This is a genomic window from Pseudomonas sp. IT-232MI5 (assembly GCF_949767845.1).
In the GTDB taxonomy this organism is placed as follows: domain Bacteria; phylum Pseudomonadota; class Gammaproteobacteria; order Pseudomonadales; family Pseudomonadaceae; genus Aquipseudomonas.
In genome coordinates this window covers 235256-249232 of record NZ_CATKQE010000011.1, presented here as the reverse complement: position 1 = coordinate 249232, position 13977 = coordinate 235256, and the positions used below count along the sequence as shown (strand labels likewise).

The 13977-nt window shown below is 60.1% G+C and carries 9 protein-coding genes; 7 read left to right on the top strand and 2 right to left on the bottom strand.

The window, feature by feature from the left end:
* Positions 1 to 8 precede the first annotated feature (8 nt).
* The 6 genes from ACM6JQ_RS09900 to pepN are packed head-to-tail and all read left to right on the top strand — an operon-like array spanning position 9 to position 6525.
* Entirely contained in the window at positions 9 to 899 is an 891-nt protein-coding gene (locus tag ACM6JQ_RS09900; protein ID WP_003224174.1) for an NAD(+) kinase, read from the top strand.
* The gene (locus tag ACM6JQ_RS09895) at positions 899 to 1870 is read left to right on the top strand and encodes a metallophosphoesterase (protein WP_007919225.1); all 972 of its coding nucleotides are present in this window, start codon (positions 899 to 901) and stop codon (positions 1868 to 1870) included. Before ACM6JQ_RS09900 ends, ACM6JQ_RS09895 begins: the two co-directional genes overlap by 1 nt.
* Positions 1867 to 2736 carry a rhomboid family intramembrane serine protease gene (locus tag ACM6JQ_RS09890; protein ID WP_095111852.1) on the top strand — a complete coding sequence of 290 codons (870 nt, stop codon included), beginning with the start codon at positions 1867 to 1869 and terminating at the stop codon, positions 2734 to 2736. The genes ACM6JQ_RS09895 and ACM6JQ_RS09890 overlap by 4 nt, the downstream gene beginning before the upstream one ends.
* A 33-nt stretch (positions 2737 to 2769) precedes the next feature.
* The gene (locus ACM6JQ_RS09885) at positions 2770 to 3030 is read left to right on the top strand and encodes a YeaC family protein (RefSeq protein ID WP_007919229.1); all 261 of its coding nucleotides are present in this window, start codon (positions 2770 to 2772) and stop codon (positions 3028 to 3030) included.
* Positions 3027 to 3857 (top strand): DUF2797 domain-containing protein, encoded by an 831-nt coding sequence (locus ACM6JQ_RS09880; protein WP_414893686.1) that lies wholly within the window; start codon positions 3027 to 3029, stop codon positions 3855 to 3857. The genes ACM6JQ_RS09885 and ACM6JQ_RS09880 overlap by 4 nt, the downstream gene beginning before the upstream one ends.
* A gap of 10 nt (positions 3858 to 3867) precedes the next feature.
* The gene (pepN, locus tag ACM6JQ_RS09875) at positions 3868 to 6525 is read left to right on the top strand and encodes an aminopeptidase N (protein ID WP_414893685.1); all 2658 of its coding nucleotides are present in this window, start codon (positions 3868 to 3870) and stop codon (positions 6523 to 6525) included.
* Positions 6526 to 6812: 287 nt separating this feature from the next.
* Here the strand turns inward: pepN and katG are convergent, their stop codons facing one another.
* Entirely contained in the window at positions 6813 to 9083 is a 2271-nt protein-coding gene (gene katG / locus ACM6JQ_RS09870; protein ID WP_414893684.1) for a catalase/peroxidase HPI, read from the bottom strand.
* A 334-nt stretch (positions 9084 to 9417) separates the two neighbouring features.
* Here katG and ACM6JQ_RS09865 point away from each other — a divergent pair, with 334 nt between their 5' ends.
* The gene (locus ACM6JQ_RS09865) at positions 9418 to 11454 is read left to right on the top strand and encodes a TonB-dependent receptor (RefSeq protein ID WP_007915963.1); all 2037 of its coding nucleotides are present in this window, start codon (positions 9418 to 9420) and stop codon (positions 11452 to 11454) included.
* Between the two features lie 118 nt (positions 11455 to 11572).
* Here ACM6JQ_RS09865 and ACM6JQ_RS09860 read toward each other — a convergent pair whose 3' ends face one another.
* Complete coding sequence (locus tag ACM6JQ_RS09860; RefSeq protein ID WP_414893683.1) at positions 11573 to 13783, bottom strand: LTA synthase family protein; 2211 nt, start codon at positions 13781 to 13783, stop codon at positions 11573 to 11575.
* Between the last annotated feature and the right edge of the window lie 194 nt (positions 13784 to 13977).

The window sequence follows — 13977 nt, the reverse complement described above, 5'->3', positions numbered from 1 at the left end:
GAGGTCCCATGGAGCAATTTCGTAATATCGGCATCATCGGTCGCCTGGGCAGTTCCCAGGTGCTGGATACCGTCCGCCGACTGAAACGGTTTCTGCTCGATCGTCACCTGCATGTGATCCTCGAAGACACCATCGCCGAAGTCCTGCCGGGCCACGGTTTGCAAACCTCGTCGCGCAAGATGCTCGGCGAAGTCTGCGACATGGTCATCGTCGTCGGCGGTGACGGCAGCCTGCTCGGCGCCGCGCGTGCGCTGGCCAAACACAATATTCCGGTGCTGGGGATCAACCGTGGCAGCCTCGGCTTCCTCACCGATATTCGCCCGGATGAGCTGGAAGTCGAAGTCGCCAAGGTGCTCGACGGCCACTATCTGGTGGAAAACCGCTTCCTGCTGCAAGCCGAAGTGCGCCGGCATGCCGAGGCCATTGGTCAGGGCGACGCGCTCAACGATGTCGTGCTGCACCCTGGCAAATCGACGCGGATGATCGAGTTCGAGCTGTACATCGACGGCCAGTTCGTCTGTAGCCAGAAGGCCGACGGCCTGATCGTCGCCACGCCGACCGGTTCCACCGCGTACGCGCTGTCCGCCGGTGGGCCGATCATGCATCCCAAGCTCGATGCCATTGTGATCGTGCCGATGTACCCCCATATGTTGTCGAGCCGGCCAATTGTGGTCGATGGCAACAGTGAGCTGAAAATCGTCGTGTCGAAAAACATGCAGATTTACCCGCAAGTCTCCTGTGACGGGCAGAACCATTTCACCTGCGCGCCGGGCGACACCATCACCGTCAGCAAGAAAGCGCAGAAGCTGCGCTTGATTCACCCGCTCGACCATAACTACTACGAAGTCTGCCGCACCAAGCTCGGCTGGGGCAGCAAGCTGGGCGGTGGAGGCGACTGATGCTCGATCCCGCGCGCAGTTATGACCTGATTGGTGACGTGCACGGATGCGCCCTGACCCTCGAACACTTGCTTGACCGCCTCGGTTATCACAAGCAGGGCGGGGTCTGGCGGCATCCATCGCGCATGGCCGTGTTCGTCGGCGACATCATCGACCGTGGCCCACGCATTCGCGAAGCGCTGCACATCGTCCACGACATGGTCGAGGCCGGTCAGGCCTTGTGCATCATGGGCAACCACGAATTCAACGCGCTGGGCTGGAGCACGCCGGCGCTACCGGGCAGCGGCAAGCAGTTCGTGCGCGAACACACGCCGCGCCACGCACGCCTGCTGCACGAAACCCTGACCCAATTCGAAGACCATCCCGGCGACTGGCACGATTTCCAACGCTGGTTTTACGAGCTGCCGCTGTTTGTCGACGCCGGACGTTTCCGTGTTGTCCACGCTTGCTGGGATGCCGGACTGATCGAACCGTTGCGAGCGCTGTTCCCCAATGGCTGCATCGACGAACACTTCCTGCAGGCCTCGGCCGTGCCGGACAGCTTCGCCTGCACCGTGTTCGACCGTCTGCTGCGCGGCACTGACATGCGCCTGCCGGATGGCCTGACCATGACCAGCGGCGACGGTCTGGTGCGTTCGTTCTTCCGCACCAAGTTCTGGGAAGACGATCCGAAAACCTACGGCGATATCGTCTTCCAGCCGGATGCACTGCCAGACCCGGTGGCGCAGAAGCCGCTGACCTCCAGCGAAAAAAACAACCTGCTGCGCTACGGCGTCGACGAGCCGTTGCTGTTCGTCGGCCACTATTGGCGCAGCGGCAAACCGGCGCCGATCCGCCCGAACCTCGCGTGCCTGGATTACAGCGCGGTGCTCTACGGCAAACTGGTCGCCTATCGTCTGGATCAGGAAACCCGCCTCGATCCGCATAAATTTGTCTGGGTCGATGTCGAGCGGCCGGAGGTGCTGCAATGAGTGCGGTAGCGGTATTACGTCTGCCGTTGGCAGTGGACTTGAGCGGTTTCGTCAAACTGCTGCAACGAATGCAAGTGCCGCATCGGGTCAGCGAAGAGGCCGGCGAACAAGTGTTGTGGGCGCCGGCGGAAATCAGCGATGACGTGCGTTCACTCTACGAACGCTTCCCGGCTGGCGATCCCGATCAGCAAATGGACATTCCCGTCGCGCCGACCGTCAAGCGGCCGAGCTTTGCCGAGCAACTGAAATACGCCAAGGCCACCGGGTTCATCCTGTTGTTGTGCCTGATCGTTGGTGGATTGACGTACCTCGGTGAGAATCTGCAGACCCTGCGCTGGCTGACCTTCCTCGATTTTCAGGTGGTCGGCGAGTACATCCATTTCACACCGTTGGCCGACAGCCTGGCAGCAGGGCAGTGGTGGCGGCTGGTCACGCCGATGCTGATCCACTTCGGCATCCTCCACCTGGCCATGAACGGCATGTGGTACTGGGAGCTGGGCCGGCGTATCGAGTCGCGTCAGGGCAGCATTAACCTGATCGGCTTGACGCTGTTGTTCAGCCTCGTTTCCAACTACGCACAGTTTGTCTGGAGCGGCGCGACCTTGTTTGGCGGGCTGTCCGGCGTACTTTACGGTTTGCTCGGGCATTGCTGGATCTTCCAGCTGCTGTCGCCGAACCCCGCCTATCGCCTCCCGCGCGGCGTGCTGGTGATGATGCTGGTGTGGTTGCTGGTGTGCATGTCCGGGCTGATCTCGATGATCGGTTTCGGCGAAATCGCCAACGCTGCCCACGTCGGCGGGTTACTCATCGGATGCTTCACCGGTTTGTTGGGCGGTTTGTATAACCGCCGTAAACTGGCCGCCTAAAATTTTCTGTAGATAAAGAGCACGGAGACCCTGATGTCCTCTTTTAACGACATGATCAACAACATTACCCCGGACATCTACGAAAGCCTGAAACTGGCTGTGGAAATCGGCAAATGGTCCGACGGTGGCAAACTCACCGCCGAACAGCGCGAGCTGTCGTTGCAGGCGATGATCGCCTGGGAAATCCAGAACCTGCCTGAAGACCAGCGCACCGGTTACATGGGCCCGCAGGAATGTGCGTCGAAGTCGATCGAAGTGCCGAACATCCTGTTCAAGTCGGATGCCATCCATTGATCGAGATTGGCCGCGGTGCAATCAGCAAAATGTCGGCGCGCCTGGACGGGCCGAATGTGCAATACGCGTTTCGTCTGGATGACGTCGAGGTGCCGGTCAACCCGTTGATCGGCACCACGCTGCGTCTGGAATATCTGGGGGCGATCCACTGCACCCATTGCGGGCGCAAGACCAAAACCAGTTTCAGTCAGGGTTACTGCTATCCGTGCATGACCAAACTGGCGCAGTGCGACCTGTGCATCATGAGCCCGGAGCGCTGCCACTATGACGCCGGCACCTGTCGCGATCCAGCGTGGGGCGAGCAGTTCTGCATGACCGACCACGTGGTTTACCTGTCCAACTCGTCGGGCATCAAGGTTGGCATCACTCGTGCTACGCAACTGCCGACGCGCTGGATCGATCAGGGTGCATGTCAGGCATTGCCGATCATGCGCGTCTCGACACGGCAGCAATCGGGCTTCGTTGAAGACCTGTTCCGCAGTCAGGTGGCGGACAAGACCAACTGGCGCGCGTTGCTCAAGGGTGATGCGGCGGCGGTCGATCTGGCGCAGGTACGTGACCAGTTATTCGAAAGCTGCGCCGAAGGCCTGCAAGGTTTGCAGGAGCGATTCGGCCTGCAGGCGATTCAGACCATTGCCGATGTCGAACCGCTGGAAATCCGCTACCCGGTCGAGCAATACCCGGCCAAAATCGTCAGCTTCAACCTGGACAAGAACCCGATTGCCGAAGGCACGCTGCTGGGGATCAAGGGCCAGTACCTGATCTTCGACACCGGCGTGATCAACATTCGCAAGTACACGGCCTATCAGCTCGCCGTGCATCAATAAGGACGCCAGCATGCGCACCGAACAACCGAAGATGATTTACCTGAAGGACTATCAGGCGCCCGAGTACCTGATCGACGAAACACACCTGACCTTCGAGTTGTTCGAGGATCACAGTCTGGTGCACGCGCAGTTGGTGATGCGCCGCAACCCGGCGCGTGGCCCGGGCCTGCCGCCGCTGGTACTCGATGGCCAGCAGCTGGAATTGTTGTCTGTGAGTCTGGCCGATCAGGCGCTGTCTGACGCCGACTACCAGCTGACCGAAAACCATCTGACTCTGCAACCGACCAGCGAAACCTTCACGCTCGACACCAGCGTCAAGATCCACCCGGAAACCAACACCGCACTGGAAGGCCTGTACAAGTCCGGCACGATGTTCTGCACCCAGTGCGAGGCCGAAGGTTTCCGCAAGATCACTTATTACCTCGACCGCCCGGACGTGATGAGCAAGTTCACCACCACCGTGGTCGCCGAACAGCACAGCTACCCGGTGCTGCTCTCCAACGGCAACCCGATTGCCTCGGGCCCGGGCGAAGACGGCCGGCACTGGGCTACGTGGGAAGACCCGTTCATGAAACCGGCGTACCTGTTTGCGCTGGTGGCCGGTGATTTGTGGTGCGTTGAAGACACCTTTACCACCATGACCCAGCGCAATGTCGCGCTGCGCATTTACGTCGAGCCGGAAAACATCGACAAGTGCCAGCACGCGATGAACAGCCTGAAGAAGTCGATGCGCTGGGACGAAGAGGTTTACGGTCGCGAGTACGATCTGGACATCTTCATGATCGTCGCCGTCAACGACTTCAACATGGGTGCGATGGAGAACAAAGGCCTCAACATCTTCAACTCCAGCGCCGTACTGGCCCGCGCCGAAACCGCGACCGATGCTGCGCACCAGCGCGTTGAAGCGATCGTCGCTCACGAATACTTCCACAACTGGTCGGGCAACCGCGTGACCTGCCGCGACTGGTTCCAGCTGTCGCTGAAAGAAGGCTTCACGGTGTTCCGTGATTCCGGCTTCTCCGCCGACATGAACTCGGCCACGGTCAAGCGCATTCAGGATGTGGCTTACCTGCGCACCCACCAGTTCGCCGAAGACGCCGGCCCGATGGCCCACGCTGTGCGCCCGGACAGCTTTATCGAGATTTCCAACTTCTACACCCTGACCGTGTACGAGAAGGGTTCGGAAGTGGTCGGCATGATCCACACCTTGCTCGGCGCCGAAGGCTTCCGTAAGGGCAGCGATCTGTATTTCGAGCGCCATGACGGTCAAGCGGTGACCTGCGACGACTTCATCAAGGCGATGGAAGATGCCAACGGTGTCGATCTGACCCAGTTCAAGCGCTGGTACAGCCAGGCTGGCACGCCGCGTCTGGCGGTGAGCGAGTCGTACGACGCCGCCGCGAAAACCTACAGCCTGACCTTCCGCCAGAGCTGCCCGGAAACCCCGGATAAAGTTGAAAAACTGCCGTTCGTGATTCCGGTCGAACTCGGCCTGCTCGACAGCCAGGGCAACGAGATTGCCCTGCGTCTGGCTGGCGAATCATCGGCGCAAGGCACTACTCGCGTGATCTCGGTGACTGAAGCCGAGCAGACTTTCACCTTCGTTGATATCGCTGCACAGCCGCTGCCATCGCTGCTGCGCGGCTTCTCGGCGCCGGTGAAACTGAGCTTCCCGTACAACCGCGATCAACTGATGTTCCTGATGCAGCACGACAGCGACGGCTTCAACCGCTGGGATGCCGGTCAGCAACTGTCGGTGCAGGTCCTGCAAGAGTTGATCGGCCAGCAGCAGAAGGGCGAGAGTCTGAAGCTTGATCCGCGTCTGGTGTCGGCGCTGAAAACCGTGCTGTCCGATGAGTCGCTGGATCAGGCGATGGTTGCGGAAATGCTCTCGCTGCCGGGTGAGGCCTATCTGACCGAGATCAGCGAAGTGGCGGATGTCGAGGCGATTCACACCGCTCGCGAATTTGCCCGCAAGCAACTGGCGGACAGTTTGTTCGAGGCGCTGTGGCTGCGTTATCAGGCCAACCGTGACCTGTCGAAGAAAACCCCGTACGTGGCCGAAGCCGAGCATTTCGCTCGTCGCGCGCTGCAGAATATTGCGCTGTCGTACCTGATGCTCAGCGGCAAGCCGGAAGTATTGGCAGCGGCGCTGGAGCAGTTCGAGAGCGCCGACAACATGACCGAGCGCCTGACCGCTCTGGCCGTGTTGGTCAACTCGCCGTTCGAAGAGCAGAAAGCGCTGGCACTGGCCAGTTTCGCCGAGCACTTCAAGGACAACCCGCTGGTCATGGATCAGTGGTTCAGCGTGCAGGCCGGCAGCACTTTGCCAGGCGGTCTGGAGCGCGTGAAAGCGTTGATGCAGCACCCGGCGTTCAACATCAAGAACCCGAACAAGGTGCGTGCGCTGGTCGGTGCATTTGCCGGGCAGAACCTGATCAACTTCCACGCGGCGGACGGTTCCGGTTATCGCTTCCTCGCGGATCTGGTGATCGAGCTGAACGGCTTCAACCCACAGATTGCTTCTCGGCAATTGGCGCCGCTGACTCGGTGGCGTAAATACGACGGTGCGCGGCAGGCGTTGATGAAGGCCGAGCTGGAGCGGATTCGGGCGTCGGGGCAGTTGTCGAGTGATGTGTATGAGGTGGTGAGCAAGAGCCTGGCTTGATGGTGTGTTGGAGTCGGTGTTCCAGCTGTGAACCGACCCTCACCCTAACCCTCTCCCAGTGGGAGAGGGGACTGACCGAGGTGAATGTTCGAGTTACGCCGACCTGAAAGTCCGGAGTCGAACTCAGGTTTTGGATAGCACGAAGATCTGCTCCCTTTCCCCCTCGCCCCCCCCTGGGGGAGAGGGCTGGGGTGAGGGGGTAGGGTTTACGCATCACCATAAAACCCAAGCCGTACACACAAAAAACGCCGCATTGAAACAATGCGGCGTTTTCATTTTCCGAAAAATTACTTCAGGTCAAACCGGTCCAGGTTGGTGACCTTCGTCCACGCCGCCACAAAGTCCTTCACAAACTGCTCCTTCGCATCCGAACTGGCATACACCTCAGCCAGCGCCCTCAACTGTGCATTGGAACCAAACACCAGATCCACCCGCGTCGCCGTCCACTTCACGCTGCCGGTTTTACGGTCGCGCCCCTCGAACTCATCCGCATCCCTTGAAGTTGGCTTCCACTCCACGCCCATGTCCAGCAGGTTGGTGAAGAAGTCGTTGGTCAGCGCTTCAGTTTGCGAGGTGAACACGCCATGCCGGGTTTGCCCGACGTTGGTATTCAACACCCGCAAACCACCCAGCAGCACAGTCATTTCCGGTGCGGTGAGGGTCAGCAGTTGTGCCTTGTCGATCAGCAGCGCCTCGGCCGAAACGGTGTACTTGCCTTTGCTGTAGTTGCGGAAGCCATCGGCAATCGGTTCAAGGAAGCCAAAGGAGTCGACGTCGGTTTGCTCTTGGCTGGCATCCGTCCGTCCCGGAGTGAATGGCACCGTGACCGAATGGCCGGCATTTTTCGCTGCTTGTTCGACCCCGGCATTCCCGGCCAACACGATCAGGTCCGCGAGCGAGACTTTCTTGCCGGCAGCGCCGCCATTGAACTCGTTCTGAATGCCCTCAAGGGTTTGCAGCACTTTGGCCAGTTGCTCAGGCTGGTTGGCTTGCCAGAACTTCTGCGGTGCCAGACGCAGGCGGCCGCCGTTGGCGCCGCCGCGTTTGTCCGAACCGCGGAATGTCGAAGCAGCGGCCCAGGTGGTCGAGACCAGTTGTGACACCGAAAGCCCCGACGCGAGGATTTTGCTTTTCAGCGCGGCAGCGTCGCTGTCGTCGATCAGTGGGTGCGTGGCATCCGGAATCGGGTCTTGCCACAGCAGTTCTTCGTTCGGCAGTTCCGGGCCAAGGTAACGAGACAATGGACCCATGTCGCGGTGGATCAGTTTGTACCAGGCACGGGCAAACGCATCGGCCAGTTGATCGGGATTGGCGAGGAAGCGCCGCGAGATCTGCTCGTAGGCCGGATCGAAACGCAGCGCCAGGTCAGAGGTGAGCATGGTTGGCGAGAGTTTCTTGTTTGGATCATGGGCATGCGGAACGGTGCCAGCGCCGGCGCCGTTCTTCGGAATCCACTGGTGCGCACCGGCCGGGCTTTTGGTCAATTCCCACTCGAAGCCGAACAGGTTTTCCAGGTAGTTGTTACTCCACTTTGTCGGTGTGGTGGTCCAGGTCACTTCCAGACCGCTAGTAATGGTGTCGCCACCCTTGCCGGTACCGAACGCGTTGCGCCAGCCTAGGCCCTGTTCTTCGAGGCCTGCCGCTTCCGGCTCAGGCCCGACGTTATCGGCAGGGCCGGCGCCGTGAGTTTTACCGAAGGCGTGACCGCCGGCGATCAACGCGACGGTTTCTTCATCGTTCATGGCCATGCGGCCAAAGGTTTCGCGGATATCGTGGGCCGACGCGACCGGGTCAGGATTGCCTTCAGGCCCTTCGGGGTTTACGTAAATCAGGCCCATTTGCACCGCAGCGAGCGGGTTTTCCAGATTACGTTCGCCCTGATCGGTGCGGCTCTCTTCTTTGCCGTGCAGATCCGGCTCGGCGACCAGCGTGCCGTCACCGGGCTCCTGCATGGCTGACTTGTCTTTGCCGTAACGGCTGTCGCCACCGAGCCATTCGTGCTCGGAACCCCAATAGACATCTTCGTCCGGCTCCCACACATCGGGGCGGCCACCGGAGAAACCAAAGGTTTTGAAGCCCATGGATTCCAGCGCGACGTTCCCGGTGAGAACGATCAGGTCGGCCCAGGAAATGTTGCGACCATATTTCTGCTTGATCGGCCATAACAGGCGCCGGGCCTTGTCGAGACTGACGTTGTCCGGCCAGCTGTTCAGCGGCGCAAAACGTTGTTGCCCGGAGCCGGCGCCACCACGGCCATCGGCGGTGCGATAGGTGCCGGCGCTGTGCCAGGCCATGCGGATGAAGAGGGGGCCGTAATGGCCGAAGTCGGCCGGCCACCAATCCTGGGAGTCGGTCATCAGTGCGTTGAGGTCTTGTTTCAGGGCTTGAAAGTCGAGGCTCTTGAAGGCTTTGGCGTAGTCGAAGTCCTTGCCCAACGGATCGGACTTGGGCGAGTGCTGACTCAGGATTTTCAGGTTGAGTTGATTCGGCCACCAGTCACGGTTCGTCGTACCACCACCGGCGGCGTGGTTGAACGGGCATTTCGATTCGTTTGCCATGTTCGGGTCCTTATCAGGTCTGCTACGGCCGGCTCGTGCCGACTTCGGACTAGTAAGGCTAGACCCGACTTGAGGAGTCAGCTAATAGGCCGACTATTGGAGGCTGATAGGCAAAGTCTTTCAGCTTCTTTCGGAGCACTTCACGGATGAGCCGATAGGGGCTGCCTGCTTGAAACATGCGTTGTTGAGCCTCTGCAAAAAACAAAATGTGAAAATCGGGATGACAGGAGGAAATGTTATTGTATAACATAAAATTCGTTTCATTCTGTTTCTACCAGCGTTAAAGCAAAACGCTGGCAGCGATCCTCACATTTCAGCGCATGGAAATTTTGCAATGCCTGCCCGTTCCCACCCCCTGCAACGACGCCTCAATCCGTTGGCCGCCGCGCTGCTTTTTGCGTCGCCGGTATTCGCCGCCGACACCCTCGAACTGCAACCGCAAGTCATCACCGGCAATCCGCTCGGCAGCCAGACACTTGCCTCGCCCTCGACGGTACTTAGCGGCGACGACCTCACGTTCCAACAGAAGGGCAGCCTCGGCGAAACCCTGAACAAGCAACCCGGGGTTTCCTCGTCGTACTTCGGCCCGGGTGCGAGCCGACCGATTATTCGTGGCCAGGACGGTGATCGCATCCGTATTCTGCGCAACGGAGTCGGCGCGCTGGATGCCTCGTCGCTGTCTTACGACCACGCCGTGCCGCTGGACCCGGTCAACGTCGAGCGCGTTGAAATCGTCCGTGGCCCGGCGGCTCTGCTGTACGGCGGCAGTGCCATTGGCGGGGTGGTCAACACCTTGGATAACCGCATCCCGACTGAGGCCATCGATGGCATTCATGGCGCTGGTGAGTTGCGCTATGGCGGTGCCGACACCACGCGCAGCAGCGCCGGCAAACTGGAGGCCGGTAACGGACAATTCGCCTTGCATCTGGACGCTAGCGCCCGCGAGTTCAATGACCTGAAAATCCCCGGTTACGCGAAAACCGCTCGCGAACGCGCAAACGACGACGGCGACTCGAAAAAACATCGCCTGGCCAACAGCGATGGTCGCCAGGATGGCGGCGCGGTCGGCGGGTCGTACACCTGGGATGACGGTTATGCCGGTCTGTCCTACAGCAACTACGATTCCAATTACGGTTCGCCCGCTGAACAAGACGTACGTATTCGCATGCAACAGGAGCACTACGCCTTTGCCTCGGAGATACGCAATCTCGACGGGCCATTCACCTCGATCAAACTGGATGCCGGTTACACCGATTACGAGCACCGCGAAATCGAAGGCGGCGAGGTTGGCACGACGTTCAAGAACAAAGGTTACGAAGCACGGGTCGAGGCGCGGCATCAGCCGTTGGGGCCGTTCAATGGCGTGATTGGTGCACAGGTCAGCCGCAACGAGTTTTCGGCATTGGGTGAAGAGGCGTTTGTGCCGCAGACCGATACCAATGCCGCTGCGCTGTTCATTCTTGAGGAGTTGCAAGCCACCGATCGACTGCTGTTCACCCTCGGCGGACGCCTTGAGCACACCACGGTCGACCCGGACGCGAAGGGTAACGAACGCTTCGCCAGCGCCGACCGCTCCAGCAGTTTCACCGCTGGCAGTCTTTCCTCTGGCGCGGTGTACACGCTGACGCCGATCTGGTCGGTGGCTGCGACGCTGGGCTACACCGAGCGCGCACCGACGTTCTATGAGCTTTACGCCAACGGTGCCCATGTGGCGACCGGCACCTATGAAGTCGGTGATGCCGGGCTGTCGAAAGAAAAAGCCGTATCCAGTGATCTGGCGTTGCGTTTCGATAACGGCACGCACAAGGGCAGTGTCGGTGTGTTCTACAGCCACTTCTCCAATTACATCGGTTTACTCGGCACGGGCCGCACATTGAATGATGAAGGCGAGGAGGACGCCGATGGTATCCCTGAATACACCTACTCCGGCGTGCGGGCGCGCTTCAGCGGTATTGAGGCGCAGGACCGCTGGAACCTTGGCGAAAATGCCTACGGCAAGTTTGCCCTGGAGTTGTCCGGTGACTACACCCGCGCGAAGAACCTGGACACCGGCGAAGATTTACCGCGAATCGCGCCGCTGCGGCTCAACAGCGGGCTGCTGTGGGAACTGGACAAGTGGCAGGCGCGCATCGATGTAGAGCACGCCAGTTCACAACATCGGGTGCCGGATAACGAAAGCGGCACCGACGGCTACACCACGCTGGGCGCCAATGTCGGGTATCACTTTGATGTCGGCCAGAGTAAATGGCTGGCCTTCGTCAATGCCGAGAACCTGACCAATCAAACCGTGCGTTACGCCAGTTCGATCCTGCGCGACATTGCGCCGGCAGAAGGGCGCAGCATTCAGGTCGGATTGCGCACGACGTTCTGATAATCACTGATTCCCACTGTAGGAGCGGCCGCAGGCTGCGATCTTTTGATCTTTATTTTAAAAGCAAAAGATCGTCCGATCGCGGCCCGAGCCTGCGGCAACTCCTACACGGGCGTGATCAGGTGGATTGGGCGGTGTCGTCATCCGGCACGTCGTCGAGAATATCCTCTTGCCCCGGCAATTCAGTAATCACACTGAAATCCGTCACTTCAACCGCACCCAACCCATACCCCAGCAAATGGAAAGAAAACGCTTTGCGCTCTTGCGGGTTGTCGAAGCTGAAGTTCATTTCCAGCGGCTGCTCGGCGGTTGCCACCATCTCCTGCGGCAAGCCGATCTGCACGTCCTGTTCAAACTCCTTGGCCTTGAGCTGAATATACGCCGCCTGCTGCGGATCGACTGAGCGCACGGTCAGACGCACGCGTGTGTGCGAGCCTTTGGGCATTTCCAGGTATTGCGCGCCAATCAGATTGTCGGCCCAGTCATCGTTGATCTGCGCTTGCAGCGGGATGACGTTGGTGCTGCCGAATTGATAGCGATGATTGAGCGGCGTGCGCAACAGCGACAGGTCGAGGGCGTTGGCACGGGCGGCGATCTGTCGGGCCGGGTGGCCGCTGTAGTTGCCTTTATAGATGGCGCTGTCGGCGATGAACCCGGCGCTTTCGTAGTAGCGGCAGCGACGCGGCATATCGCACTCGGAAAAGATCCCCTGACCGTTGTGATAGCGCAGCTTGCCGTTGGTGAACGACATGATTTCGCGGCCGCTGTCGTAGTCGCGAAACAGCGAGCGACCGCTCAGCGCGGAAGGCACCGGCAAGTCAAAGTAATCGAGAATCGAGGTGCTCAGATCGACGTGGCCATACACGCCTTTGTTCAGCCGCGGCAGTTGTGCCTGCTCCGGTGCCAGGGTCAGGTTGAAGCCCCACGAAGAAGCCAGGCGGACACCGTCGATGCCGTGGGATTCGTCCGAGGTGATCACCACCAGCGTATCTTTCAGGACGTCTTGGCGTTCGAGGCCGCTGAGGAACTGCTCCAGCGCATCGTCGAGATAACCGACGGCCGCCTGTTTTGGCGTTTCGTAGCGTTCCAGATATTCCTCGGGTGCGGAGTAGGGCTGATGCGTGCCGACGGTCAGCAACGTCAGCATCCACGGTTTTTTCTGTTTTTTCAGTTGGCCGACATAGTCCAGCGCGCCTTCGAAAAATGCCTTGTCATCCTTGCCCCACGGGAACTCCAGATAGTTGCTGTTGGTGAACCACTCCAGACCGTGCGTCGCATCGAAACCGATGTGCGGCATGATCTTGTCTTTGGCCATGAAACGCAGCCCGGCACCTTGCAGATAGTGAGTGCTGAAGCCGTGATCTCGCAGTTGCGCCGGCAGGCAGGCCTGATTGCGCTCGTTGAGGGTGAGCATTTCCACGCCTTTGGGCGTGCCGTTGTTGAGCTTGTCATAATCGCCGCAGAGCATCGCGTACAGACCGCGAATGGTCTGGTGTGTGTGCAGCACGTAATCCGGGGTGTTCATGCCGCGCTCGGCCCAGCGGCTGAGGTTGGGCATCAGGTCTTCCTGATAATGGCTGCCGATCGCCTCGCGGTTGGCGCGGATATAGGCGCCGGGAATGCCTTCCAGCGCGATGATCAGTACGTTGCGCGCTTGCCCCGGCGCGGCCAGCAATTTCTGCCCGTTGAGGTCGACGTCGGTGAGTCCGGCCATGGCCGGCGCGGGTTCTTCGACGTCACCGTCCAGCCACTCCTCGGCCTGGATCTGCAGATCAGCGGCCTCGCTGGCCAGCAACTGGTGTGGCAGGTTGTACTGGCGCCACGGATCGGCTTCGCTCGGCCACAGGTTTTGCGCACCCCAGTGCGCGGCGAACAATAGCAGTGGCGCGCTCCAGGCTGCGCGGGGCAGGGGCGGGCGCGGCATGCCACGGCCGGCAAATTGGGTCAGCAGCCAGAACACCAGAGCCAGCAGCAAAGTGATGCCCAGTGCAGGATGGGCCAGGCCGCCACCGGTGGAATTTTCCACGAACTGCGGATCGATCAGGTAATGAATGTCGGAAGGTGTCGGCAGACGCCCGACGGCGCTGACCAGTTCAGCGGTCGCCACCGCCAGCAAGGCCCAGAACAGCAGCACCGGCAAGGCCAGCCACCACGCCCGGCGATGCAGCAACACCACCAACAGGCTGCCAATGGCCAGATCCGATAAATAGCCCAACGGCGCCGACCAGCCCAGCGCCGCACGCAGGCACACCGGCACCACCAGCACCAGAACAATCAGCGAAAAGAGGCGGGCATGCGGCTGCCGCAACCGGTTAAAAAGAGCACTCACAAAAAAGACCTTCCAGCCATTAAATCGTCATAAAAGTGTGCGCGATGATACCAAGGGTGGGCTGTCTGATCGCCCTTTTAAACGCTCAGCTGATGCGCTGGCGTGCGGGCTAATCAAGGTGATGGTGCGTCCGCAGGCCTGACCGGCCCTCGTGTTGCACGACCATTGGCGATATTGCTGCCGACGGATTTATT